The sequence below is a fragment of the Lysinibacillus sp. RS11 genome, from assembly GCF_042019215.1.
Taxonomy (GTDB): domain Bacteria; phylum Bacillota; class Bacilli; order Bacillales_A; family Planococcaceae; genus Lysinibacillus; species Lysinibacillus xylanilyticus_A.
Map to the genome: position 1 here is coordinate 4,346,302 of NZ_CP168124.1, position 25,056 is coordinate 4,371,357.

Genomic DNA, 25,056 nt, shown 5'->3' on the forward strand with positions numbered 1-25,056 from the left:
AGAGCAACCATTTGTTCACTTTTGAAATGCATAGATTTTATAAAAGTTCTACACTATTGCTGATTGTAGTGGAAGGCTACTCGACTCCCGTGGGAAAGCGAGACAGGCGAGACCCTGCACGAAGCGAAGCGGAGGAAGCGGCTCGACGCTCGCCCACAGGAAAGCGAGTAGCCTGGAACGGAAATCATCATTCACATAGATTATCTTAGCCATTTTGTTTTTCATTGTACATCTGATTTAATCATTTCAAATAAAAACGGCACATTCGTTCCGCGTTGTAACGAATTACAGCCCTCCATTAAAAAAGACCAGCTCATTTTCATTTTTTCTTTATACGGAAGCTCTGCGTTAACTGGAAGAAATTCTGTTAAATATTCTTCTATGGAACTCGATAAACTTTCCATAAATTCATCAGCTTTTTGCACCTTTTCCGTTGCTACTTCATTGCGCTCATCCCATAGTACATGTTCCAAGTTTGTAGAAAAATAAAATAGCTGATACGGTATTTTTAATCGTTGAATGCTAAAATGATCATTCGCTACAAGGATTTTGGCATTATTCGCCTTCATTTCATTACGTTGCTCGATTTGCTCCTTACGCTTCTCAGATTTCACCAATATTGCATCTTCTGTGTAATGTAACTTCCCCTCAATATCTTCCTTCACCTTGACAAATTCAGGGGCGATAAAGCAACCATCTGCATCTGTAATATGAACAACAGCAGTTAAATCCTTCGCTAAAAACTTATACTTCTCCAAATAGTTCTGAATCACTCGTGCAACACTATTTTTAATATTAGGTATTCGTCCCTTAGCATCCCACTTCGTTAAAATATCCTCCCGTTGTACATCGAAACGAATCGTGGAATTTGCAAAATGTTCATCCAGATAATCCTCCAAAACAATTTGCTCCGTCTGTCCCTCTACAATGATTAAAAGAACCTTTTTAGTCACGCTGTACACCCGCTTTTCTAAAGGCACGCTTAATTTTAAATGTCTTCGTTTCCTTATATACTTCTTCATCCTGTCCGCCCAACTGAATTGCACGTAAATAAACATCTCGAGCATTATTGACCTCTTTAATACCCTTTAGCTGTATATAACGACGATCCTCATTCGTTGTCGTGAACCATAAGTTTTTAATAGCTAGCACCTCTAACACACGTAAATTATGAGACGTAAAAATAAGCTGACCTTTTCCGCCCTCATCAATCACTGTTAACAACTCGCCTAACAAATATTCAAAAACACCAGAATCTAATTCATCAATTATTACACAAGCATTTGGGTTGTTATAAACGGCAATGAGTACACTGAGTACAGAAATAATTTTCAAAATTCCCTCTGACTCTGTCCGTAGTGGTAATTCGCGTTCCCCTCGCTGCGATAAAAATTCAAAACGGATTCCTTTTTCCCCGTTATCCATAGTTTGTTTTGTAAGCACATTAATCTTTATAGACAGACCAGGAATAATCGCGGATAATACTTGATTACTTTGCTCTATTACTTCACATAACACGTAAAATGCATCCTCAGGCAATAACGCTGGCCCCTTCAAATTATAAGGGATAGAACCACGAGTTTTTTCAAGATGAATACTAAAGGGCATACTGCGCTCTTCATATAACGGTGCGATATTTTGATTATTAACGACATGTAAATCCCGATTAAAATCTATTGCTAAATTATGAATCAATTGCATTTCTAGCTCTGACAACCTGTCCTGTAATAATGGCTTTAAATCTTTGTGAAAGATAAAGGACATATATTGTTTTTTAGCTAATTGATGAGTGACTAGTAATTGGATACGCGTTTTTTCATTCATATCAGAAAGATTTGCTTTACGTAGTTGTATGCATTCCTCTGTAACATTAATTAGAATCTTTGAACGCTTCCCTTTCTCATTTTCTCTGTAAGCTAAACGTTCAACCGTTGTGTACAGTCTGTTTTGATCTTCTTGTAACTCTACATAATAATTGAGAAAAAATGTGCCAAATTGATTTTCTACTAGAAACTCGAACTCAATACTTGCCATATCCTCCCCTGCCATAATTAATTTCTTTTCCTGAGATGGTAATTTAATTTCAGCAATCCAGCCGGAGATAAGTGCCTTTAACAAGCCAAACGCATCAACAATAGTTGTTTTCCCAGAACCGTTTTGTCCATATAAACCTACAACATTGGGTTTAAAAAACGTCTCGAAATTTACCGCTAAAATAATTTCACCATGTCGTACATTTCGTAAATTTTGTATCTTTATTTTTTTGATTTTTATAATTGTCATCTCACTAAACATCCTTTAATGATATTTTCTTCTATTATAATTAAAATCGATATATTTTATAACAACTTCTATTTTAAAGACTGATATCATTAGCTATTATTCACTCCTAGTTTAAAGCCTATGACAATCATAATAGTGAGCATATGTTAGAAAAGAAAAAATGAAGAAAGGTGTGTTTCATTGTTCAATCCTAGATTAACTCCCGAAGATGACAATTTTGATGTTAACATTCCGTATCACCCTAGCATGCTTCCTGGTAGCTCCTATCCACCTTCATATCCGTCTCAACCATACCCATCGCGTCCTTCGATGCCATATCCATCACAACCATATCCTTCGCGTCCTTCGATGCCATATCCATCACAACCTTATCCTTCGCGTCCTTCGATGCCATATCCATCACAACCTTATCCTTCACATCCTTCAATGCCATATCCATCACAACCATATCCTTCGCGCCCTCCGATGCCATATCCATCACAACCATATCCTTCGCAACCTTCAATGCCATATCCTTCGCAACCATATCCTTCGCGCCCTCCGATGCCATATCCAGGCGGGCAATATCCTAGTTTCCCAGGGTTAAACTTACCAGGAATGCAAGATATGTTACCTGGCATGTTTGGTAATCCAAGGTAAATAACTATAACAAAAAAGGCTATCCATACGTTCAAATACGAACTAGTGGATAGCCTTTTTATCTATTACACGAAAGGATTTCCCCTTCCCCCATAAAATAAAGCCTTGAAATTTTCTACCTATATTTTAATCATTTGAAATCAACTTAGATAACGACTCTCAAGTCATTTCATATTAGTAAAAAGTTATTTTTTAGTAAAATTATCCACATCAAAAGGATTCATACGGACTAAAAACCTAATCTTTTATTTTAATTCCGAAGATCTACAGTTGAAATAGTAAGTTCTTTGGGTTGTGAATCATATTTTATGTAAGTATAGTTGTTTATTGTCAGGGTATAAATGGATTAATTTACATTCATATTTTTTTGAGTAAAAAGGAACATAAATTTTCATGATTAATTACATCGAACTGTCAATTGTCGCGAGCTCTTCTCGTTACATTCGACTATCACATCAACGATTGTCCCTTTTTTTATCTAAAATATGTTTTGTATATAATTTTAGGAGGAAGAGCATGAAGACAAGCAAGCAAAAGCATATGTCCATCAGTAAGAAATTAACGGCTATAACGTTAAATATCTTATTACTATATGGATTAGTTACTTTAGGTCTTTCCTATTATATAGTGAAAGGCAGCAATTTAAAAAATATGGACCTATCCCTTCATGATCAAGGAATGATTCTATCAAAGACTATAGATTTAAAAACATTGCAATCTGTATTGCAGGAACCTAATGCTAGTAACCCAGATGTCCTTCGTTTGACAAAAGAAATGGATGCTGTAAACAATCAATCAGATCTGATTACGAATCTTTTTCTCATTACAGTAGATGGAGAAAAAATAAATGCACCGGTTCTTTCGTCTAGTGTACTTAATGAAGGAGCTGAATATAATCAGGATATGATAGAAATGGGTCTATCTTCAGATTTCCTTGCAAAGATTAAAGAGGTTTTTAAAACAAAGGAAGCTACAGCTACTGAAATATATAGCGATGAGTATGGTAGCTATAAAACAGGACTCACACCAATTTTGGATGAAAATGGATCTATCTTAGCTGCTTATGCAATGGACTACGATGTATCAAAGGTAACTGCTAAGGCAATGTCAGAAGTATTATGGACTCTTGTAGTTACAGTTATTTTCTTAATTGGTTCTTCCATTGCAGTTTTCTCGCTTGTAACAAGAAAATTAACACCTATCCAACAACTTTCTCTACAATCTAAAAAGGTAGCAGAAGGTAATTTAGAGCTTGAGCCTTTACCTGTATCATCAACAGATGAAATTGGCCTCCTAACGAAAAACTTTAATTCCATGATTGAGAATTTAAGAACCGTTAATAAAAGTGCGGCAAATGTCTCTACACACGTTTCAAATTCTGCCAATATTTTATCAGCCAATATGCTGGAAGCGACAGATTCTTACAATAGTATAGCTTCATCCATGCAAGAGATCGCTGGGGGCGCTGATTTACAAGTACAAAAGGCAAAAGAAAGCGCCATTACAATTGAAGAAATGAGCATTGGTATTCAACGACTTGCCATGACATCAAATCAAATTTCAGAGTCCTCTATCCTTACTTCAGAAGAAGCTGAAAAAGGCAATGAATCTACTAATAAATCTGTCGCCCAAATGAATGTCATTAGTAAAGCTGTCAATCAATCTGCAGCATCTGTAAAAATGCTTGGTGAGCATTCAGGTAAAATTGAAGAAATCGTCGGTATTATTACAGGTATCGCTTCCCAAACGAATTTACTAGCGCTAAATGCAGCAATAGAAGCTGCTCGCGCTGGAGAAGCTGGAAGTGGCTTCGCTGTTGTAGCAGATGAAGTTCGCAAGCTTGCCGAGCAATCAGAGGCGTCGGCTCGTGAAATTTCCACGCTTATCTCCCATATCCAACATGATACGAATGAATCTGTCAATGTAATGAGACTAGCTGTGGAAGAAGTGGACAATGGTTTAATGATGATTAATGATTCTGAACAGTCGTTTAGTCAAATTTTAACTTCCATTCATCATGTTACTGGACAAATTCAAGAACTATCTGCAACGATCGAAGAAATGGCTGCGGGTATGGAGGAAGTAACTTCTGCCGTTAAAGATATGGAAGATTTCTCGGTAACTTCGAGAGATAATACGAGAGCAGTAGCCGAAACGTCTGCATCGCAACTTAACACTGTGCAGAGAGTTTCTGAAGAAGCTCAAGTGCTGAATGACTTATCAAGCGAATTATTAAATGTTGTCAACACATTGGAAGTGAAATAAGGTGAAACTTCATTCAGAGGGAGGGGTTCCCTCTGAATGTTAGTTAAACCAATCAGGCAGTTACATGTGGGATAAAAATGAAAGGAGCTGTCCTATAAGTAGAAGTAAGGCATTTTTTCTTGATTAGGCATCCCGCAGCGATTCGAGGGCTTTTATCAGCGATTTCGTACCCTTTATCAGCGATCGTCAACATTCTATCCATTAAAGCATAAAAAAGAGGCTGGGACAGAACTCGATTATTTTGAAAAATAGCGAAAACAGATAATAACTTTTTCGCTTCAATGAGTAGATTGTTCCTTCCTAAATCAAAAAAATGTTAGACCGATGCAATCGGTCTAACATTTTTTCTTTTTGTCCCAGCCTCTTTAAATTGGCTAGAGCCGTAGATTACATCATTCCTGGCATGCCGCCCATACCAGACATATCTGGCATTGCTGATGCTGGTTCTGGGATGTCTGCTACTACTGCTTCTGTTGTTAAGAATAAAGCTGCCACAGATGCTGCGTTTTGTAGAGCTGAGCGAGTTACTTTCGCTGGGTCTACTACGCCCGCTTCCATCATGTTTACCCATTCGCCTGTTGCAGCGTTGAAGCCTACACCGATTTCTTCACGTTTTAGGCGATCCACGATAATTGAACCTTCAAGACCTGCGTTGTTAGCGATTTGACGAACTGGTTCTTCTAATGCACGTAGAACAATTTTCACACCAGTTGCTACGTCACCTTCTTCTGCATTTGCAACTTTTTCAACTGCTGCATATACGTTAAGAAGTGCCGTACCACCACCTGATACAATCCCTTCTTCAACTGCTGCACGAGTTGAGTTAAGAGCGTCTTCAATGCGAAGTTTGCGTTCTTTTAGTTCTGTTTCTGTTGCAGCACCAACTTTAATTACTGCTACACCGCCTGCTAATTTTGCAAGACGTTCTTGTAATTTTTCTTTATCGAACTCTGAAGTTGTTTCAGCAAGCTGTGCACGGATTTGACCAATACGACCTTCGATTGTCTCTGCACCGCCAACGCCTTCTACGATTGTTGTATTGTCTTTTGTAACAACAACCTTTGCAGCGCGACCAAGTGATGTAATATCAGCGGATTTAAGGTCTAAGCCTAATTCTTCTGTAATTACTTGACCGCCTGTTAAAATTGCGATATCTTCTAGCATTGCTTTACGACGGTCACCAAATCCTGGAGCTTTCACCGCTACAGCATTGAATGTACCACGCAGTTTGTTCACTACAAGTGTTGCAAGAGCTTCACCTTCAACATCTTCAGCGATCAGTAACAGTGGACGACCTTGTTGTACCACTTGCTCTAATAATGGTAATACTTCTTGGATGTTTGTAATTTTTTTATCAGTAATTAAAATGTAAGGGTTGTCTAGTACCGCTTCCATTTTGTCTGTGTCTGTTACCATGTAGTGTGATGCATAACCACGATCGAATTGCATACCTTCAACTACATCTAGCTCAGTTGTGAAGCCTTTAGATTCTTCAATAGTAATAACACCATCGTTACCAACACGTTCCATTGCTTCTGCAATTAATTGACCTACTTCATCATCAGCAGCAGAGATTGCCGCAACTTGTGCGATTTCCTCTTTGTTACTTACTGGACGAGAAATAGCGTGTAATTCTGTAAGAGCTGCTGCAACTGCTTTGTCGATCCCTTTACGAATGCCTACAGGGTTTGCACCAGCTGTTACGTTTTTCAAGCCTTCACGAATAATTGCTTGTGCTAATACTGTTGCAGTTGTTGTACCATCACCAGCAATTTCGTTTGTTTTAGAAGCAACTTCTGCTACTAATTTTGCCCCCATGTTTTCATATGGGTTTTCTAATTCGATTTCTTTTGCAATTGTTACACCATCATTTGTAATAAGTGGTGAACCGAATTTTTTTTCTAACACTACATTACGACCTTTAGGCCCTAGAGTAATCTTTACTGCGTTTGCTAATTTATCTACACCTTGTAACATTAATGAACGAGCGTCTTCTGAAAATTTAATATCTTTTGCCATTTGAATTTACCCTCCTGGAATGGAATATTCGTTAAGCTTTATAAATATATATTTATATTAATCTCGCCTCAGTGTAATTGTCATGACAAACACTAAAGGCATTAACTTTTTCAAGTTAATTTAAGTTATTCAATAATTGCAAGAATATCACTTTCGCGTAAAATTAGGTATTCATTACCTTCATACTTAACTTCTGTACCTGAATATTTAGAGAAAATAATGCGGTCGTCAACTTTAACGTCAAGCTCAACACGTTGCCCGTTCTCTAATATACGACCTGTCCCAACTGCTACAACTTTACCTTCTTGCGGTTTTTCTTTTGCAGAGTCTGGCAGTACAATACCGAATGCAGATTTTTCTTCTACCTCGATTAGTTGGATTACAATACGATCTCCTAGTGGTCTTAACAAGTGAAACAACCTCCTAATAAATAATATATGTTGATTTATTAGCACTCTATCTAGTCGAGTGCTAACACAATTATTATGATAATCAATCACACTTTCTTTTGCAAGTCAGAACTACGAAAAATTTTGTTTTCTTTCCATATTCCTCTACAATAGAAAGGTAGCATAATGAATGGAAAGGATTTTGACTGTGACTACTTCTCAAAAAATAAATAAACATAAAAAAACAGCCCTATATGTTTTACTGATTTATATTCTCATGCAAATATCAGGCAGATGGCTGTTAATACCGTTTCACAAGCTTGTTATGAGTACAACCGGTTTACCTTCTGAGCAAGCCGCTCCGCTTACGCAAGGCTGGTATATCGCACTTAGCTTTGCCATTGCGTTAATTTTAATTTTAATCCTAACTTCTCGCGATAAAGCATTTTGGGCTATTTATAAAGGAAAGAAAGAAACCATACCACTTACAATTGTATGGGGAATTATTGGTTTCTTCTTAGTTTTCTTTGGTCAAATGATTGGCGCTGCTATCGAAATGACTGTATTCGGTATCCAAGGTGGGTCACAAAACACAGCTGATATTGTAGCTATTGCGAAAGGTGCTCCTATTACAATACTAGCAATTGTCGTCTTTGGCCCAGTTTTAGAAGAGTTCGTCTTCCGTCGTGTTATTTTTGGATCACTTGTCCAAACAACTAATTTTTGGGTAGCCGCAATCGTAAGTGCCATTTTCTTCGGACTTATTCATTTCGACTTCACACATATTTTGCTTTATACAATTTGTGGATTGATTTTTGCCTTCTTATATCACAAAACAAAACGCATTTGGACGTCCATTATCGCCCATGTCATGCTTAATGGATTTGTGACATTTGTACAAGTGTTTGCAGAACCATTACAAAAGTTTCTTGAAGAACTCGAAAAAATGCAATAAAATTCAGTGGGAATTTTCTTCCCACTGATTTTTTAGATTCTAACCTATTCTTTTATAACAAAAAAGCTCGATGCTATTATCTCGCATCGAGCTTCCACTATTTATTTTTGATTCAATTCTTCTATTTGTCGTCGCTGCTGTTCAAGTGCCTCTTCAACCTGGCGTTTTTGCTCAGCTTCCTGCTCTTCCTTCAAACGTATTTCCTCTGATTTCAAGTATTTCTTGTACCCAATACGCGAAATCACAATGCTAATTTCATAGAGCGCAAACAATGGTACTGAAACCATTAAATGTGAAGCCAATTCAGGTGGTGCGATAATAGCGGCACACACAAATAAACCAAAGTACGAATATTTACGAATACGAATTAGTAAATCAGGATTCAATATCCCTATACGTGAAAAGAATAAAATAACAACCGGCAATTGGAAAAGGAAACCAAAAGGTATTGTAAGCTTAAATAAAAATGTAAAATACTCATGTATTCCTATTGTTTGCTGAATCTCCAACTCGACCGACAAATTCATCATGAATTTTATGACATAAGGGAATAATAAATAGAATGAAAAGGATAGCCCTGCGATAAACAATAAAAATGAATACGGTATATAGCTTAAGGTTGCTTTTCGTTCTACGTCCCTTAATCCTGGGCTAATAAACGACCACAGTTGATACATTAACACTGGTGATGAAAGGATAAATGCAATTAAAAAAACAACTTGTAAATAAATCGCAAGTGGTGTTACTACATCAAATGCATGAAGCTCTATATTATAATTCGCTCCAGTACTTTGAAGGTATTTAACAAGCGGCTTTGCCACAAAAAAGCCGCCAACCATAGCGAGAACAAAGAAAACGGCAACAATGAAAAGCCGTTTTCTTAATTCTTCTATATGCTCAATGACAGTTAGATCTTTTGGATTCATTCCTCAAACATCCTAACTTACTTATCTAGTTCTTTCTTTTTCTTGTCATCATCATCTTCATCGGCTAAACCTTTAGTAGCATTTTTGAATTCACGTAATGTTGAACCGAATGCTTTACCCAGCTCTGGTAACTTCTTAGGACCAAAAATTAGTAACGCGACAATTCCGATAATAATGAGGCTCATAGGACCAATACTACCCATTACAGCCACCTCCTCTTTATATCCATCATTTTAACGCATATTTCGTCATTTTGCTAACTAATTATATGTGAAAGTTTTTCGTCACTCTCTCATTTTATTTCATGCTTACATTTGACAGAAACTGTGAACTATACTATCCATCGGAGGCTTTGGGCCAACGTGATGTTGGTCACTCAGTCGTGTGTTGTTGTTGTTGTTGTTGTTGTTGCTGTCGCTGCGCTTTCGCACAGATAAAACCGTGTTGCTGTCGCTGCGCTTTCGCACAGATAAATTGCCACAGGACGTGGCGTTCTTAGACTGAGTTCCTCTATTTGAGCGGTTCTTTATACACTCGCTGAAAGAAGCTAAATATGTACATTTTTCACTCTTCCTGATTGCGAATTAAATAAATAAGCGCTTGCAATTCTACCGATAAATCGATTGTTAAAAGCTGCATTCTATCTGGCACCGTTAACCGCTCTGGCGTAAAGTTTAAAATACCCTTTGCATTCATTGCCGCTAATCTATCAGCCATTTTCTGTGCAGAGCGTGGTGAAACTGTTAAAATCGCAAGCTCTGCTCCATATTCTGCATACTTTTCTTCTAACAAATCCGGATGAAAAACAGGAATATTGCTGATCATCTTCCCGTCCTTTGGTGCCTTTGAATCAAAAGCCACCACAATATGAGTATTGTGATTTTTTTGGAAATTATATTTTAATAAAGCGCTACCTAAATTCCCTACACCAATTAACGCTACTTTTGTCGTTTCGTGCTGATCGAGTGTTTGACTAAAAAATTTTAATAGATGCTGCACATCATAGCCGTAACCCTTTTTGCCAAGAGCACCAAAATAAGAAAAGTCACGGCGAATAGTTGCAGAATCAATTTTCATCGCTTCACTCAGTTCCTTCGACGAAATACGTTCCATGCCTTCTTGTGCAAAGTTTTGGATAAATCGATAGTAAAGAGGAAGTCTTTTTGTAGTGGCTTGTGGAATTTTTAATTCTTGTTTCAAACTTTCTCCTCCTTAAAATGTCTCAGTTTGAATGTACTTAGCTAGTAATTTTAATACATGCATCATTAACTATATATATAAATATTAATATCCACTAGAGTATTTCCCTTTAGTTAATGGCGCTTTTTACGCCACTAACTAAAGGGAAATCGTTTCAATCTTACATGACAGCTCGGAATAAGTAAAGCATCGACATTGCAAGCGAATCGCTCATCCATTACACTAAGGAAGAATTGAGGTGTCAAGAATGATTGTTTTACAGGTCAATCAACTATATAAATCCTTCCTTGCAGATGAAATTTTAAGTGGCGTAAAATTAGAGGTTCAACATCGTGACCGCGTTGCATTAGTGGGACGTAACGGTGCTGGTAAGTCCACTTTACTTAAAATAATTGCTGGTCAAATGTCATATGACTCAGGCGATATTATTATCCCTAAAGGTGTGCAGATTGGATATTTGGAGCAGCATGCTGGGTTAAACTCAACGTTATCGATTTGGGACGAAATGATGTCAATTTTTGAACCAATTATCGCACAAGAAAAAACACTTCGGTCACTTGAACAACAAATGGCCGATCCAACTGTCTATGAAAACCCTTCTTTGTATGCAAAAATAATGTCCGAATACGATCAATTACAACATAATTTTAAGGATGCAGGTGGCTATCAATATGAATCTGATACACGCTCTGTGCTTCACGGCATGCAATTCTATCCTGAAGATTATGAAAAACCAATAAGCTCATTATCAGGGGGTCAACGAACTCGTTTAGCTCTAGCTAAGCTCCTCTTAAGTAAACCTGATTTATTAATACTCGATGAGCCTACTAACCATTTAGATATTGAAACCCTCTCCTGGTTGGAATCCTATTTAAAAGGCTATGAAGGGGCTATTTTAATTGTTTCCCATGACCGCTACTTCTTAGACCAGGTTGTTTCCATTGTCTACGAAGTTTCTCGTCACCGCGTCACAAAATATACAGGCAATTATAGTGCCTATTTAGACGAAAAAGCGAAAAATTATGAGCGTGATTTAAGGTTATATGAGCGTCAGCAAGATGAGAAAGCAAAGCTTGAGGATTTTATCCAAAAAAATATTGCTCGTGCTTCTACTACTAAAATGGCACAAAGTCGTCGTAAAATGCTTGAACGAACAGAATGGATGGAATCTCCTGATGGCGATGAAAAGTCCGCAAGCTTCGGTTTTACCATCGAACGTCAAAGTGGGAACGATGTATTATCTATTGATATCTTAGCTGTTGGTTATGGTGATAAGAAAATATCAAAAGGTATCACATTACGTGCATTCCGCGAAGATCGCATTGCACTTGTTGGGCCAAATGGTGTTGGTAAATCAACTTTATTAAAGACCATCGTAAAAGATTTACCATCACTTTCTGGAGAAATTCGCTATGGCACAAATGTTCAAATTGGTTATTATGATCAAGAACAGGCAAAACTATCGAGCAATAAAAGTGTTCTAAAAGAGCTGTGGGATGAATGGCCTTTAATGAATGAAAAAGATATTCGAACGGTGCTAGGTCGTTTTTTATTCAGTGGAGATGATGTAGATAAAATCGTATCCTCTTTATCTGGTGGTGAAAAGGCAAGACTTGCACTAGCTAAATTAATGATGCAAAAGTCAAATTTCTTAATTCTCGATGAGCCTACCAACCACTTAGACCTAGATAGTAAAGAGATACTGGAAAACGCGCTTATTGATTATCCTGGGACACTCTTATTTGTATCGCATGACCGATATTTCATCAATCGAATTGCTACTAAAGTGATTGAGTTGTCTGGCGATGGTTCCTTTGAATACTTGGGTGACTATGACTATTATCTTGAGAAAAAACAGGAGCTTTTAGAAATTGAACAAATGAAAGCTGCCGCCCAACCTCAAGCTAAAACAGAGATACTTGAGAAGTCCTCTACCTCTAAAATTGATAAAGAGGCTAAAAAACGTGAGCGCCAAATTAGACGCTCCATTGAAGAACTAGAAGGAAAAATGCAGGAAGTAACTATTGATATAGCTCGTTTAGAAGAAGCGCTTTGTGATCCAGAAATTTTCACAGACCACGAAAAAATTACTCAGCTTCAGGGAGAATTATCAACTGTTAAGGAACAGCATGAGCTTTTTGAAATGGAATGGCTTGAGCTAAATGAAGAACTTGAAAATATTATTTTATAAAAGAAAACTTTACTCAGTGGGAGGTTAACTGCAACTTATTGCGGGACAAACCTTATAAGCCATGTGCCTTGTCACATGGCTGTTTCCTTTACTCGCCTCTATTTTTCATATATATTGGTCAAGTGCTATTTTTCAACAAAAAATGCCCACAACTTTATACACACAATAAATATAGTAATACCAACATATCAACAGACTTTTCCACATTGTCCACAATTAAAAATTATTTTACCCACATCTATTTGTGTAAAACACGCTACTATATATTGAATAATCACAAGTTATACACAAGTTATCAACATTTTGTGCATAAGTACGGATGTTCGCTGTTTTATTTTCCATCTTACCTGTGGATAATTTTCTGAAAAATTTGTCAATAGCGCTCTTTTTATTGAATTCATAATTTTCTTATCGACAATTTTTTTCACAAAAGCAAAAAGAGGTATTTTAGAATCAAATCTAAAACACCTCTTTTTCTATAATCAATTATGCCTCAGCATAATGGCGGCCGAAATCTACTTTGTGATTAGGTCTGAAAGAAGTTAAACCCAGGATTTCAACTCCATCCCAGGGCGACCATTCATTGATAAATTACCGCGAATACCTGCTTCAAACATTGGTGTTGCTGCTGCCCCTATCATAGCTGCATTATCTGTACACAGTTTTAATGGCGGCACATAAACCGGGATCCCTTCTTCCGCAAATACAGAATCAAGTGATGTACGCAAGCCCTTATTAGCCGCTACACCTCCAGCTGCAATAACCTGTTTCACTTTATATTGACGAGCTGCTCTTAATGTTTTCGCTGTTAGCACTTCAACTACACTATCTTGAAACCCTTTGGCAACAGCAGTAGGAGAAATCTCTTCTCCACGCTGATCCATATTATGTTTATAATTAATAACGGCTGATTTCAGACCGCTAAAGCTAAAATCATAAGAATCTTCCTCTAACCACACTCTTGGGAAGGTTACGGCCTCATCCCCCTCATGTGCTAGCTTATCAATACGCGGACCACCTGGATACGGTAAGCCTAAGACACGCGCAACCTTATCATAAGCCTCACCAGCAGCATCATCTCTCGTCTCTCCGATGACTTCAAAAGAGCCGTGTTCCTTCATATAAACTAGCTCTGTATGGCCACCTGATACGACAAGTGTTAATAATGGGAATTCCATTGGCTGCACGAGTGCATTAGCATATATATGTCCTGCTATATGATGCACACCGATAATCGGTAAATTGTTGGCAAATGCAAAAGCCTTCGCAGCATTAATCCCAATTAACAATGCACCTACTAGACCAGGCCCCTCAGTAACTGCCACCGCATCTAAATCAGCCGGCTTCATGTCTGCCTGTGCTAACGCTTCTTCTATGACCATTGTAATTTGCTCAACATGATGACGAGATGCAATTTCAGGTACAACCCCACCAAATCGTTTATGACTTTCTATTTGAGACGCAACCACATTAGAAACAATTTCAGAGCCATTTCGAATAATCGCTGCTGCTGTTTCATCACAGCTCGATTCTATTGCTAAAATAATTCGATTTTCCATCATAAATTCACCCACATGACAAGGGCATCCTCCCCGTTATCTGTATAATAGCCTTTACGTATGCCACCATCTTGGAAATCAAGCTTTCGATAAAGATTTTGAGCAACTGTATTCGTTACGCGCACCTCTAAACTCATAACTTCCATTTCATGCTGTCGAGCAATACGCATAGACTCTCGCATCAATTCTTCACCAATACCTCGGCCGCGAGCTGCCTCTATAACAGCTACATTCGTAATTTGCGCTGCGTCTATAACCATCCACATGCCACAAAAGCCGATAATACTACCGTCCGCATCCACCGCCAACACATAATGTGCATACTGATTTTCATGCACCTCATAGTAAAAAGAATCTAACGTCCATGGTGCAGAAAATGTTGCAAGCTCTATTTCATATACTGCTGGGACATCCTCAGATACCATTTTACGATACATTATATTACTACTCATGTGCCTTCTCCTTTTGTTCCTTCAGCCAATTCGCCTCCGCCTCTGCAATACGTTTGTATTGCGGGACAAAATGATGAATTGCATCTACACTTGGTAGTTCCACTTTAGTCGCTAATCGAATAGTTTCACTCGCTCGTGGTAGGTCGTTGCTAAATGGTGTACGCAGAGCAAAATCACCTAGTACCTCTACAATTCTATGCCAAAAAACATCTACGTCTGCTCCGACAAATAAAACCGGAGTCTCTAAAGCCTGTAAACGTTCTAACAATCCATCTATATGATCGTGATCGTCATCTATAATCACATCAAGCTCATAGCCTTTATAAACTGCCGAATAGACATTGCCTCTTCGCGCATCAAAGATAGGGCAAATAAATCCACCATATAGTGCTGCATTTGCAGCCAATGTCTTTAAGCTTGATATTCCTACTAAAGGTTTTTTCAATGTCCACGCTAATGTTTTAGCAAGTGTCACACCTATTCGAACACCTGTATATGAACCAGGCCCTTCTGATACAGCAATCGCATCTAACTCATTTGGCTTTATGCCAGCCTTTACTAGCACTTCTTCAATGGCTGGCATCGCACCCGCTGAATGCGTTAATTTTATATTTTGTACAATTTCTGCAATCACTTTACCATCCCTTACGACAGCAATAGAAAGTGGTGCATTCGCTGTTTCAATCCCTAACCAAATCATTTCATTAGCTCCTCACATAATGCCTCATATCGCTTTCCAAGAGGTATTAATACAAACCGTCGTTGATTTTCTCCAACTCGGTAAATTTCTATTCCAAGACGCTCCTGCGGTAAGTCCTGTTCAATTAAATGAGCCCACTCGACAACTGACACCGCATCACTATAAAATAACTCGTCCCAGCCAAGATCTTCATCGCTTTCCGCTAAACGATAAACATCTAAATGATTAAATGGTACACGTCCCTCATATTGCTTTACAATCGTAAATGTTGGACTATTGACCGTTCGCTTCACGCCAAGCCCCTTCGCTAATGCTTTCGTAAATGTCGTCTTACCAGCGCCCAAATCACCTTCTAATGTAATTGTATCCTGGGCTTCTAGTAAGTTTGCTAGCTTCAACGCAAAATGCTCAGTATCATCCAGCGAATTCATTATTTTTTCATACATCATCTCTTTTTCCTCTCCTAGCTCCATTACCTCTAGTTTACCGAAACAAGCGTAAATGTTCAAAACATCCAATGATTTTAAAAAATAAAACACGTCCCCCTTTGTAGAAGACGTGCTTACTTTGTTGTTGAATAACCCTCTATATCAATAACCTTTTTATCAACCAATTTATCATCTTTAAATCGTACTATATAGGCTTTTGTCATAAGTATTTCATCATTCCAGCGGTATTGATCTTTTTTCACCATCTCTTCTGCTCCCCCTGCAATCTCCACCACTTCCATATACGACATACCTTCTTTTAATTTTTCAAATTCCGCTTCATTCATATTTGTTTGCCAGTGGTACGCATTGGACTCCTCTATTTCTAAAATAGGATCTCCACAACCTACGAGGATAACCAAAGCACCTACGAACAAACTTATATGAAGACATTTTATGTAATTATACTTTCTCATGTTAACACCTCCAAAGACAATCTCCTTCTCTTGGGAGAAATTGATAAAAAGATAGTCACCTAACTTCTATGTTTATTGTTCCACTTGTTAGATTTATTAATTTAGTGGCTCTACATCAAATGTTGGGGTGAGGCACAATGTGTAGCTTCCTCAAACGTTCTGGCGACCGCCCCTCCAACTTTCATTGTATTTGATACTTCAACAATATGATAAAACCAATTTTACCATACATTTTTTAGAAATTATCAATATCCACAAATTTCCTTATAATAACAATAAAAAAGTCCTTATGATTTTAAAAGCATCATAAGAACTATATTATCATTTATAATGGCGGTCCCGACCGGGATCGAACCGGCGATCTCCTGCGTGACAGGCAGGCATGTTAACCGCTACACCACGGGACCTCTCTAAGACATCTATTAATATATCATAGGAAAATGCCTCATGCAAGATTTTTTTCGTTTTTTTTATTTTCACCTAAATATATACTTGGCATGTGTTTTAAATAATGTCATCCACAACTTTCGGGGATGAGCCAATCATTTAATCATTACCCATCTTTTGGGATCATCACCATAACGTGTGGTTGATTTCCGTTCCGACTGGGCGCTTTCCTGGGGGCGTCCGATGAGCCGCTTCACTCGCGTTGCTCGCTCCAGGGTCTCATCTGTGACGCTAATCCCCAAGGAGTCGCCCAGTCTCCACTCCAATCAACTAATATACAAAGCATACGTCTTAACAAATGTCATCCACAACTTTTGGCACCGTTTTTGCAAATAAATTAAATAGATTCAACAAACTATTTCATAAGGAGGTCGTTTCAATGATTCGGTACATCTTTACTCGAATCGGCTACATGATCATTACATTATTTATTATCATTTTGCTTTCTTTTTTGCTTATGAAGGCACTACCCGGTTCCCCATTTAATGATGAACGCTTACCTGAAGCCCAAAAAGAATTACTTTACAAAAAATACGGTCTAGATAAACCGGTACCTATTCAATTCGGTATTTACTTAGCAAATTTTGTACAAGGGGATTTAGGTGTTTCATTTGTTTTTGATAATCGTCCGGTTACAAAAATAATTCAAGAACGTATCGGTGCCTCTGCCATTCTAGGATTTCAAGCCGTAACTGTCGGTACTTTAATAGGCTTACTGCTAGGTATAATAGCAGCACTAAGGCACAACACCATTATAGATTACGGGGCTACGGTTTTAGCTGTGCTCGGTATCTCCATTCCATCCTTTGTATTTGCAGGTTTTTTACAATACTGGATTGGTGTCAAACTAGGCTGGCTACCAATCGCCTTTTGGAACGGTTTTGAATACTCAATCTTACCAACAATCGCTTTAGCGGTAGGTGTTGTTGCAACAATTGCCCGCTTTACACGGATTGAAATGTTGGAAGTACTCCATCAAGAATATATTTTAACAGCGAAATCAAAAGGACTATCGAATTCCTTTATCATTACAAAGCATGGTATTCGAAATGTACTAATCCCAATCATTACAATTATCGGACCATTAACTGTTAATACGATTACTGGCTCACTTGTTATTGAAAAAATTTTTAGTATCCCTGGCTTAGGCGAACAATTTGTTAATTCCATTATTACGAATGATTATCAACTTATTATGGGAACAACAATCTTTTATGCTGTTCTATTTGTAAGCGTTATCTTAATTATTGATATTTTATACGGATTCATTGACCCTCGAATTCGTGTCACAGGAGGCGAGTAATTTATGACAACAAAAATAACTGAGGATGCAACACTAAAAAAATATCCTCCTGATTTATTTGAGCCTGTCTCTCAACATGAATTGAGCGATGATTTTACGTATCGTTCTGAACAATCATTTTGGCAAGATGCATGGCTTGGCTTACGCAAAAATAAAGCAGCCATCGTTGGTTTATGCATTATTATTTTAGTTATTTTACTAGCCATTTTCGGTCCATTTATGAATAATCATGGCTACGATGAACAAAATATTGCGCGGACAAATTTACCACCAAAAGTCCCTGTTCTTGAGAATATTTCATTCTTAGGCTTAAACGGTGTTGATAGTCGTGGTGTTGACCAATATAAAGCTAAAGGTATAAGTGAATATTTTTGGTTCGGTACAGATGAATTAGGTCGGGATTTATGGACACGTATTTGGCAAGGCACACGTATATCTCTTTATATTGCTTTTTTAGCAGCAACAATTGATTTAATTATAGGCGTTGCTTACGGGGCTGTTTCAGCATTTTATGGTGGTCGCACTGATCATATTATGCAACGTATTATTGAAGTGTTAGTTGGTATTCCTGGGCTAATTGTTAATATTCTTCTCATTCTTATTTTAAAACCAGGCATCATTTCTATTACTATTGCGATGGTTATCGTTGGGTGGATTAGTATGGCACGTATCGTACGAGCACAAATACTAAAGTTAAAATCATATGAATTTGTTCTTGCTTCTAGAACGCTCGGTGCTAGTAACCAACGTTTAATTTGGAAACATTTAATTCCTAATACGCTAGGTCCAATTATTGTAGCTACTACTTTTACCATCCCAGGAGCCATCTTTACTGAAGCATTATTGAGTTTTATCGGCCTAGGACTACAGCCACCAACAGCTTCCTTAGGAACGATTGTTAATGACTCTTATAAATTACTACGTATTTATCCACATGGCATGATTTTTTCATCCATTGTCATTAGTTTAATTATGATTAGCTTTAATCTACTCGGTGATGGACTGCGTGATGCATTCGATCCAAAAACACGTAAATAAGGAGGGATGCGCATTGAAAAAAATATTAGAAGTTAAAAATTTAAGTGTTTCATTTAATACGTATAATGGTGAGGTGCAGGCTGTACGTAATGTATCCTTCGACTTATATGAAGGTGAAACACTAGCAATCGTTGGCGAGTCAGGTTCTGGGAAGTCAGTTACATCTAAAAGCCTATTACGACTAAACCCTGTCGAAACAACAATGCTGAAACATGGTCAAATTTTATACAATGGGAAAGATATTTTAACGTGCAAAGAGCAGGAAATACGTGCCATCCGCGGAGCTGAAATCTCAATGATCTTCCAGGATCCGATGACTGCATTAAACCCCACGATGACAATCGGTAGTCAAATTGCAGAGAGCATAAAAAAACATACAGCATTACGTGGTCATCAAATAACAGAACGTGTGATTGAACTATTACAGCTTGTTGGCATTAACGAAGCGGATAAGCGCTATAAACAATATCCTCACCAATTTTCTGGAGGAATGCGTCAACGTATCGTTATCGCGATGGCACTTGCTTGCGAGCCTCGTATTATTATTGCCGATGAACCTACCACAGCTCTAGACGTTTCGATTCAAGCACAAATTCTAGAATTGCTAAAAAACATTCAAAAAAAGATGAATCTTTCAATTATATTTATTACACATGATTTGGGTGTTGTAGCAAAAATGGCTGATCGTGTTGCCGTGATGTATGCCGGAAAAATTATTGAAATTGGCTTAGTCGATGAAATTTTTTACCATTGTCAGCATCCATATACACAAGGTCTACTTGCTGCAATGCCAAACCCAGATATTGAAACCGACACACTGTACGCTATTCCAGGAACACCACCAAACTTACTGCATCCGCCGAATGGTGATGCCTTCGCTGCTCGTAATAAGCAGGCACTTAAAATCGATTTTTTAGAGGAACCACCCATGTTTAAGGTCAGTGACACACACTATGCCGCGACTTGGTTATTGCATGAGCAAGCTCCTAAAATGATACCGATTCATCAACAGTTAGCACTAGCTGAATGCAATGAACGTGAAAAAGCTCCTGTATTTGATACAACCAACCCGTTTTTATCATTAAAAGGAGTAAAGCAGCATTTTAAATTAGATAAAAACACTATCAACAAAGCTGTAGACGGCATTACTTTTGATATTTATAAAGGAGAAATCTTTGGTTTAGTTGGAGAATCTGGCTGTGGCAAGTCCACGACAGGCCGCTCGATTATTGGACTCAATATAGTAACTGCAGGCGATATTCACATCGACGGTAGGAATATTAATGAAGCAAAGACGAGGCAAGAAAAGTTAGCCTTTAATCGCAAGGTGCAAATGATTTTTCAAGACCCTTATTCTTCCTTAAATCCACGTATGAAAATTGCTGACATTATTTCAGAAGGTCTTGCTATTCATGGTGTGCCAAAAAGCGAATGGAAGATAAAAATTTATGAGCTATTAAATATAGTAGGCTTAACGAAAGAATATGCTAATCGCTACCCTCATGAGCTTAGCGGCGGGCAACGTCAACGCATTGGTATCGCACGCGCCCTGGCTGTAGAGCCTGAACTAATTATTGCTGATGAACCAATTTCCGCATTAGACGTATCGATTCAAGCACAAATCGTTAATTTATTGAAAAAGCTACAAAAGGAACGTGGACTGACATATCTATTCATTGCACATGATTTATCGATGGTGAAATATATTAGTAATCGTATCGGCGTCATGCATCGTGGGAAAATAGTCGAGCTTGCAGAAAGCCAAGAGCTCTATGATCACCCAATTCACCCTTATACAAAGGCACTATTATCTGCTATACCATTGCCTGATCCAAAATTAGAACGTGAACGACAACGTATTATTTTTAATGAGGTTGAATATAACGCTACTAATAGAGAAAGTGAAAGCTTTACAGAAGTACGTCCAGGCCATTTTGTCATGCTGACAGAAGAAGAACTTACCCAATACCATCAAGCAATCAGCGAGAGCATACTGCAATGAAATTAAAAATAACTTTATTATTTACTGGCTGCATTTTGCTATGTTCCCTTCTCTATACATTGCTCTTAAAGCAATCGATGACAATGCTGACGATCATTAATCACACTTTCCTTGCTTCACTTACTTTTACAATCGTTGGAGCACTATTGTTTGTTGTGCAAGGCGGGCTTTTTAATGGGATCACTTACAGCTTTAAACGTTTTTTTGCTCGCGTCACTAAAAACGGCACCTACGCCTATGAGTTAGATGGTGACTTGGAATACGTACAAGCGCCATCCTATACCTTTACCTATCCACTGCTACTAGCAGGTTTGAGTGGCTGTATAATGACAACTATTTTATCTGTTGTTTTCTATTGATAGGAGGCTTTTTTACTATAACGAGTGGTTGATTTCCGTTCCAGGCTACTCGCTTTGTTGCTGTCGCTTCGCTTTCGCACAGATAAAACATTTGTTGCTGACGCTTCGCTTTCGCACAGAGCAACGCTTCCTGTAGGCGAGCTTCGAGCTATCGTAGATCGCCATATATGGACTTAAATTAAGGGTTTCTTGATTTGATATCAACGGGGGCACCACCTGCACATTAATTCTTTTATTATAAAGAAAAGCGTGACTAAAATAATAGTGTGATATATTGCGTTGTTTGGAGAAGCATCGCTCGCGAGCGGAATGCTTCGGAAAACAACAGTAGAGTCACAGTGCCAAATGAAGAAAGCGAGGTATTCAACGATTTAATCGTTGAATACCTCGCAATGTGAGAAGATATAGACTTTTTCAGTGCCCTCCTATCTAAGTAGGCAGCATCTTTTTTTACTTTACAATTTCAACCCATTTATAGCTAATGTCAGCTGAAAACGGATGTTCATATAAATTTTTTACATATGGCTTCGTCAAACGACTTATACCTTTTTGGAATGTTGGTGCAAATGCAACATCATCCATCATAATCTTTTCAGCTTGTTGCATTAATTTCCAACGTTCGGAAACATCAGAAGTTGTTTTAGCTTTTTTAATTAATGCATCAACCTCTTCATTTTTATAGTGAGATTGGTTGTAGTAAGCCGTGGATTCAAATAATTCAATATATGTCATAGGATCTTGATAGTCAGGGCCCCAACCACCGTAGTCTAAATCATAGTCAACAGCCCCTTCTAATGCTAGCTTTTGCTTATTAGGTTGCATGTTGATTGTTAGCTCTAGACCTTTAAGATTTGTTTCTAATTGATTTTTAATAAATTCTGCAGCTTTTTTAGACTCTGCACGGTCATAAGTTAAAAACTCAAGTTTTACTTGATCTACCCCAAGCTCCTTTAAACCCGTAGCCCATGCTTCCTTTGCCAATTCAACATTTGTTTTATTCATATCACCGTTCCCTTCTCGGAAATCAACACCTTTTTCATCTGTTGATAATCCAAGGGGTACTAAAAAATATGCTGGAATAGAGCCATCCTGTAAAATCACATCTGCAAAGCCTTGTTTATCCCAAGCCATATCGATAGCTTTTCGAATGTTCTTGTTTGATAGGATTTTATTTTCATGGTTCATTCGGATAAAATACGTATTCGGTTTTAAAAATGTTGAAAACTCTGGGCTATCTTTGTATTGAGCAACATACTCACTCGAAAGCTCAGCAGTGTCGATTTCTCCTGCTTCATATAAGTTGACAGCTGTTGCCGTATCTTTCACGATTTTTTGTGTGATTTTTGTAAGCTTCACACTGTCTTTATCCCAATAGTTTTCATTTTTTACGAATGTCCAGCCTTGACCATGCTGCCATGATTCCATTACGAACGGACCATTATAAATCATATTTGCTGCTTCTAACGCATATTGATCGCCTTGTGCTTCTGTGAATTCTTTGTTTAGTGGAAAGAACGGTGCGTACGTTGTTAAGCTTATGAAATATGGAATTGGAGCATTTAGTTGGACTTCCAATGTGTAATCGTTTAGCGCTTTAACGCCAATTTCATCTACTTTACCATATAGAGGATCGCCCTCTTTTTGAACACTCGCTGCATTTTTTATATCTAGCATTAAATAAGAATAAATTGCTTGCGTTTTAGGATTGATAGCTCTTTTCCAAGCGTATTCAAAATCATGTGCTGTAACAGGTGTACCATTGCTCCACACAGCATCTTGGCGTAACTTAAATGTATATACAGTACCATCCTCTGAAGCTTCATATGACTCTGCCATTCCTGGCACTGGTGTATTTTCTGGTCCGATACGGTACAACCCCTCAAATACAGAGTTCATTGCAGTAACTGCAAGTGCATCTACACTCCCTAATGAACTCATTGTTGCTAAATCCCCTCCCGCTACTAAATGCAGTTCCTGTCCAACAGTTGTGTCACCGTCAGTAGTAGACTCTTTGTCCGTACTATTGCCACCAGTTGGGCTAGCAGAAGAATTATCCTCCTTACCATAGCAGCCGACTAATACAACTAGCATCAGCCCTAATAACACGACTAACCATTTTGTCTTTTTAGTCATTGTCATTTCCCCTTTGATTTTATTGCACGATTGCTACCGTGCAACAAAACATATATGCAATATTCGTGCCGACACCATATTTTAATTTTGGCACAAATCTTGCAGTATATTTAAAAAGGGGGAATTATAACATGTCACTACTAGAACAATTACGTGTATCATTACGAGCTCAACAATCGGATGTTCTCATCATAACGAGTCATCAAAACCGTCGTTATTTAACAGGATTTACAGGCAGTGCAGGTACAGTAGTAATTACACCGACTCAAGCACTTTTACTCGTAGATTTCCGTTACACACAGCAAGCAACAAAACAAAGTAAAGAATTTGATGTTCGTGAAATCGATCGCAGCCGTTTATATGAAACTATCCAAGAAATTTTAGACACAGAATCTATCCAAACAGTTGGTTTTGAGCAACAACATGTTACTTATGAGGTATATCAATTAATGTCTAGTAAATTAACAGCAACATTAAAGCCGCTATCTAATATTGTGGAAAATTTACGCATGATAAAAACACCAGAAGAAATTGAATTGATTAAGAAAGCAGCGTGGATTTCAGATGAGGCATTCAAATATATTTTGACATTTATTAAACCAGGAGTGTCAGAAATTGATATCGCAAATGAGTTAGAGTTTCATATGCGTAAAAACGGAGCTACTGGAGCTGCATTCGATATAATTATTGCTTCTGGTCATCGTTCTGCACTTCCGCATGGTGTTGCATCTGACAAAATAATTGAAGAAGGTGATATGCTGACACTTGATTTTGGTGCCTATTATCAAGGCTATCGTTCAGATATGACAAGAACAATTGCAGTTGGCGAACCACCTGAAAAACTAATGGAAATATACCAAATCGTTTATGACTCATTACAAATTGCTCTATCTAGTATGAAGGCTGGTATTACTGGAAAAGAAGCAGACAGCTTTTCACGAGATTTCATAAAAGCTAAAGGCTATGGACAAAATTATGGACACGGTTCGGGGCACGGGATCGGCTTAGATATTCATGAAAATATTTTTATGTCTACAGTATGCGAAGACATCCTAGAAGAGAATATGGTGCTTACTGTTGAGCCTGGTATTTACATTCCTGATTTTGGCGGAGTACGTATAGAAGATGATGTCATCGTTACAAAAAACGGAGTTGAAGTTATCACATACTCACCAAAAGAGCTTATTATTTTATAAAGTAACCTTTTAATTTTGAAAAAGTGTATTGTTGGTATGAAAGCCTATGGATTGGAGGGAGGCTCGGACCATACTAAAGGAAAGCGTCTCCCGGAA

24 protein-coding genes and 1 tRNA gene are annotated in these 25,056 nt (G+C 37.9%); 8 read left to right on the top strand and 17 right to left on the bottom strand.

Translation table 11 applies throughout. The annotated features are described in order from the left end of the window. Nucleotides 1-221: 221 nt before the first annotated feature. The 3 genes from AB9L17_RS22405 to AB9L17_RS22415 form a co-directional block, all read right to left on the bottom strand. Nucleotides 222-953 carry a hypothetical protein gene (locus AB9L17_RS22405; RefSeq protein WP_068986449.1) on the bottom strand — a complete coding sequence of 244 codons (732 nt, stop codon included), beginning with the start codon at nt 951-953 and terminating at the stop codon, nt 222-224. Continuing rightward, nucleotides 946-2,283: an AAA family ATPase gene (locus tag AB9L17_RS22410; RefSeq protein ID WP_375199818.1), complete on the bottom strand. Its 1,338-nt coding sequence runs from the start codon at nt 2,281-2,283 to the stop codon at nt 946-948. Before AB9L17_RS22410 ends, AB9L17_RS22405 begins: the two co-directional genes overlap by 8 nt. Before the next feature lie 241 nt (nt 2,284-2,524). Continuing rightward, on the bottom strand, nt 2,525-2,809 hold the full coding sequence (locus AB9L17_RS22415; protein WP_223555338.1) for a hypothetical protein: 285 nt from the start codon (nt 2,807-2,809) through the stop codon (nt 2,525-2,527). A gap of 629 nt (nt 2,810-3,438) precedes the next feature. Between AB9L17_RS22415 and AB9L17_RS22420 the strand changes: the two genes are divergently transcribed. Next, on the top strand, nt 3,439-5,187 hold the full coding sequence (locus AB9L17_RS22420; protein ID WP_068986452.1) for a methyl-accepting chemotaxis protein: 1,749 nt from the start codon (nt 3,439-3,441) through the stop codon (nt 5,185-5,187). 387 nt (nt 5,188-5,574) lie between these two features. On the opposite strand, the gene groL is transcribed toward AB9L17_RS22420, so the two are convergent. Both groL and groES read right to left on the bottom strand, forming a co-directional pair. Further along, a complete protein-coding gene (gene groL / locus AB9L17_RS22425; RefSeq protein ID WP_068986766.1) occupies nt 5,575-7,206 on the bottom strand; it encodes a chaperonin GroEL in 1,632 nt (543 codons plus the stop codon). A gap of 125 nt (nt 7,207-7,331) precedes the next feature. Next, nucleotides 7,332-7,616: a co-chaperone GroES gene (groES, locus tag AB9L17_RS22430; RefSeq protein ID WP_068986767.1), complete on the bottom strand. Its 285-nt coding sequence runs from the start codon at nt 7,614-7,616 to the stop codon at nt 7,332-7,334. A 169-nt stretch (nt 7,617-7,785) separates the two neighbouring features. Here groES and AB9L17_RS22435 point away from each other — a divergent pair, with 169 nt between their 5' ends. Next, nucleotides 7,786-8,550 carry a CPBP family intramembrane glutamic endopeptidase gene (locus AB9L17_RS22435; RefSeq protein ID WP_068986768.1) on the top strand — a complete coding sequence of 255 codons (765 nt, stop codon included), beginning with the start codon at nt 7,786-7,788 and terminating at the stop codon, nt 8,548-8,550. Between the two features lie 101 nt (nt 8,551-8,651). On the opposite strand, the gene tatC is transcribed toward AB9L17_RS22435, so the two are convergent. The 3 genes from tatC to AB9L17_RS22450 all read right to left on the bottom strand — a co-directional run bounded on the left by tatC (nt 8,652) and on the right by AB9L17_RS22450 (nt 10,676). Next, entirely contained in the window at nt 8,652-9,476 is an 825-nt protein-coding gene (gene tatC, locus AB9L17_RS22440) for a twin-arginine translocase subunit TatC (RefSeq protein ID WP_068986769.1), read from the bottom strand. 17 nt (nt 9,477-9,493) lie between these two features. After that, nucleotides 9,494-9,679, bottom strand: coding sequence for a twin-arginine translocase TatA/TatE family subunit (locus AB9L17_RS22445; protein ID WP_068986770.1), 186 nt, complete (start codon nt 9,677-9,679; stop codon nt 9,494-9,496). A gap of 361 nt (nt 9,680-10,040) precedes the next feature. After that, the gene (locus tag AB9L17_RS22450; protein WP_068986771.1) at nt 10,041-10,676 is read right to left on the bottom strand and encodes a redox-sensing transcriptional repressor Rex; all 636 of its coding nucleotides are present in this window, start codon (nt 10,674-10,676) and stop codon (nt 10,041-10,043) included. Nucleotides 10,677-10,923: 247 nt separating this feature from the next. On the opposite strand from AB9L17_RS22450, the gene AB9L17_RS22455 reads away from it, so the two are divergent. After that, nucleotides 10,924-12,867: an ATP-binding cassette domain-containing protein gene (locus AB9L17_RS22455; protein WP_375200825.1), complete on the top strand. Its 1,944-nt coding sequence runs from the start codon at nt 10,924-10,926 to the stop codon at nt 12,865-12,867. Between the two features lie 542 nt (nt 12,868-13,409). Here AB9L17_RS22455 and tsaD read toward each other — a convergent pair. From tsaD to AB9L17_RS22490, 7 genes are all read right to left on the bottom strand, one after another. After that, nucleotides 13,410-14,426, bottom strand: a complete 1,017-nt coding sequence (tsaD, locus tag AB9L17_RS22460; RefSeq protein WP_375200826.1) for a tRNA (adenosine(37)-N6)-threonylcarbamoyltransferase complex transferase subunit TsaD — start codon at nt 14,424-14,426, stop codon at nt 13,410-13,412. Further along, a complete protein-coding gene (gene rimI, locus AB9L17_RS22465) occupies nt 14,426-14,878 on the bottom strand; it encodes a ribosomal protein S18-alanine N-acetyltransferase (RefSeq protein WP_068986773.1) in 453 nt (150 codons plus the stop codon). Before rimI ends, tsaD begins: the two co-directional genes overlap by 1 nt. Then, a complete protein-coding gene (tsaB, locus tag AB9L17_RS22470; RefSeq protein ID WP_068986774.1) occupies nt 14,871-15,578 on the bottom strand; it encodes a tRNA (adenosine(37)-N6)-threonylcarbamoyltransferase complex dimerization subunit type 1 TsaB in 708 nt (235 codons plus the stop codon). Before tsaB ends, rimI begins: the two co-directional genes overlap by 8 nt. Further along, nucleotides 15,575-16,024: a tRNA (adenosine(37)-N6)-threonylcarbamoyltransferase complex ATPase subunit type 1 TsaE gene (tsaE, locus tag AB9L17_RS22475; RefSeq protein WP_083227131.1), complete on the bottom strand. Its 450-nt coding sequence runs from the start codon at nt 16,022-16,024 to the stop codon at nt 15,575-15,577. Before tsaE ends, tsaB begins: the two co-directional genes overlap by 4 nt. Before the next feature lie 116 nt (nt 16,025-16,140). Further along, the gene (locus AB9L17_RS22480; RefSeq protein ID WP_223555334.1) at nt 16,141-16,482 is read right to left on the bottom strand and encodes a hypothetical protein; all 342 of its coding nucleotides are present in this window, start codon (nt 16,480-16,482) and stop codon (nt 16,141-16,143) included. Nucleotides 16,483-16,813: 331 nt separating this feature from the next. Next, a tRNA-Asp gene (locus AB9L17_RS22485) sits at nt 16,814-16,889 on the bottom strand. 135 nt (nt 16,890-17,024) lie between these two features. Next, nucleotides 17,025-17,171: a hypothetical protein gene (locus AB9L17_RS22490; RefSeq protein ID WP_223555332.1), complete on the bottom strand. Its 147-nt coding sequence runs from the start codon at nt 17,169-17,171 to the stop codon at nt 17,025-17,027. 137 nt (nt 17,172-17,308) lie between these two features. Between AB9L17_RS22490 and AB9L17_RS22495 the strand changes: the two genes are divergently transcribed. Genes AB9L17_RS22495 through AB9L17_RS22510 form a run of 4 tightly spaced genes read left to right on the top strand, consistent with a single transcriptional unit; the run spans nt 17,309 to nt 21,631 of the window. Beyond that, entirely contained in the window at nt 17,309-18,232 is a 924-nt protein-coding gene (locus AB9L17_RS22495; protein ID WP_068986776.1) for an ABC transporter permease, read from the top strand. A gap of 3 nt (nt 18,233-18,235) precedes the next feature. Continuing rightward, on the top strand, nt 18,236-19,270 hold the full coding sequence (gene opp3C / locus AB9L17_RS22500; RefSeq protein ID WP_068986777.1) for an oligopeptide ABC transporter permease: 1,035 nt from the start codon (nt 18,236-18,238) through the stop codon (nt 19,268-19,270). A gap of 13 nt (nt 19,271-19,283) precedes the next feature. Next, nucleotides 19,284-21,272: an ABC transporter ATP-binding protein gene (locus tag AB9L17_RS22505; RefSeq protein WP_083227129.1), complete on the top strand. Its 1,989-nt coding sequence runs from the start codon at nt 19,284-19,286 to the stop codon at nt 21,270-21,272. Further along, a complete protein-coding gene (locus tag AB9L17_RS22510) occupies nt 21,269-21,631 on the top strand; it encodes a DUF3899 domain-containing protein (RefSeq protein WP_223555331.1) in 363 nt (120 codons plus the stop codon). The genes AB9L17_RS22505 and AB9L17_RS22510 overlap by 4 nt, the downstream gene beginning before the upstream one ends. Nucleotides 21,632-21,676: 45 nt before the next feature. On the opposite strand, the gene AB9L17_RS22515 is transcribed toward AB9L17_RS22510, so the two are convergent. Together AB9L17_RS22515 and AB9L17_RS22520 are read right to left on the bottom strand one after the other, a co-directional pair. Beyond that, a complete protein-coding gene (locus AB9L17_RS22515; protein WP_223555329.1) occupies nt 21,677-21,835 on the bottom strand; it encodes a hypothetical protein in 159 nt (52 codons plus the stop codon). Between the two features lie 246 nt (nt 21,836-22,081). After that, nucleotides 22,082-23,764, bottom strand: a complete 1,683-nt coding sequence (locus AB9L17_RS22520; protein ID WP_068986779.1) for a peptide ABC transporter substrate-binding protein — start codon at nt 23,762-23,764, stop codon at nt 22,082-22,084. Nucleotides 23,765-23,895: 131 nt separating this feature from the next. On the opposite strand from AB9L17_RS22520, the gene AB9L17_RS22525 reads away from it, so the two are divergent. After that, nucleotides 23,896-24,960, top strand: coding sequence for a M24 family metallopeptidase (locus tag AB9L17_RS22525; protein WP_223555326.1), 1,065 nt, complete (start codon nt 23,896-23,898; stop codon nt 24,958-24,960). Nucleotides 24,961-25,056 lie beyond the last annotated feature (96 nt).

Bases quoted from the DNA above. Each gene is read 5' to 3' on its own strand.
- groL (WP_068986766.1), bottom strand. From the start codon at position 7,206: ATGGCAAAAGATATTAAATTTTCAGAAGACGCTCGTTCATTAATGTTA.
- tsaB (WP_068986774.1), bottom strand. From the start codon at position 15,578: ATGATTTGGTTAGGGATTGAAACAGCGAATGCACCACTTTCTATTGCT.
- AB9L17_RS22420 (WP_068986452.1), top strand. From the start codon at position 3,439: ATGAAGACAAGCAAGCAAAAGCATATGTCCATCAGTAAGAAATTAACG.
- AB9L17_RS22435 (WP_068986768.1), top strand. From the start codon at position 7,786: ATGGAAAGGATTTTGACTGTGACTACTTCTCAAAAAATAAATAAACAT.
- AB9L17_RS22510 (WP_223555331.1), top strand. From the start codon at position 21,269: ATGAAATTAAAAATAACTTTATTATTTACTGGCTGCATTTTGCTATGT.
- AB9L17_RS22410 (WP_375199818.1), bottom strand. From the start codon at position 2,283: ATGACAATTATAAAAATCAAAAAAATAAAGATACAAAATTTACGAAAT.
- AB9L17_RS22455 (WP_375200825.1), top strand. From the start codon at position 10,924: ATGATTGTTTTACAGGTCAATCAACTATATAAATCCTTCCTTGCAGAT.
- opp3C (WP_068986777.1), top strand. From the start codon at position 18,236: ATGACAACAAAAATAACTGAGGATGCAACACTAAAAAAATATCCTCCT.
- rimI (WP_068986773.1), bottom strand. From the start codon at position 14,878: ATGAGTAGTAATATAATGTATCGTAAAATGGTATCTGAGGATGTCCCA.
- tatC (WP_068986769.1), bottom strand. From the start codon at position 9,476: ATGAATCCAAAAGATCTAACTGTCATTGAGCATATAGAAGAATTAAGA.
- AB9L17_RS22445 (WP_068986770.1), bottom strand. From the start codon at position 9,679: ATGGGTAGTATTGGTCCTATGAGCCTCATTATTATCGGAATTGTCGCG.
- AB9L17_RS22520 (WP_068986779.1), bottom strand. From the start codon at position 23,764: ATGACTAAAAAGACAAAATGGTTAGTCGTGTTATTAGGGCTGATGCTA.
- tsaE (WP_083227131.1), bottom strand. From the start codon at position 16,024: ATGTATGAAAAAATAATGAATTCGCTGGATGATACTGAGCATTTTGCG.
- tsaD (WP_375200826.1), bottom strand. From the start codon at position 14,426: ATGGAAAATCGAATTATTTTAGCAATAGAATCGAGCTGTGATGAAACA.
- AB9L17_RS22525 (WP_223555326.1), top strand. From the start codon at position 23,896: ATGTCACTACTAGAACAATTACGTGTATCATTACGAGCTCAACAATCG.
- AB9L17_RS22480 (WP_223555334.1), bottom strand. From the start codon at position 16,482: ATGAGAAAGTATAATTACATAAAATGTCTTCATATAAGTTTGTTCGTA.
- AB9L17_RS22495 (WP_068986776.1), top strand. From the start codon at position 17,309: ATGATTCGGTACATCTTTACTCGAATCGGCTACATGATCATTACATTA.
- AB9L17_RS22415 (WP_223555338.1), bottom strand. From the start codon at position 2,809: ATGGTTGCGAAGGATATGGCATTGAAGGTTGCGAAGGATATGGTTGTG.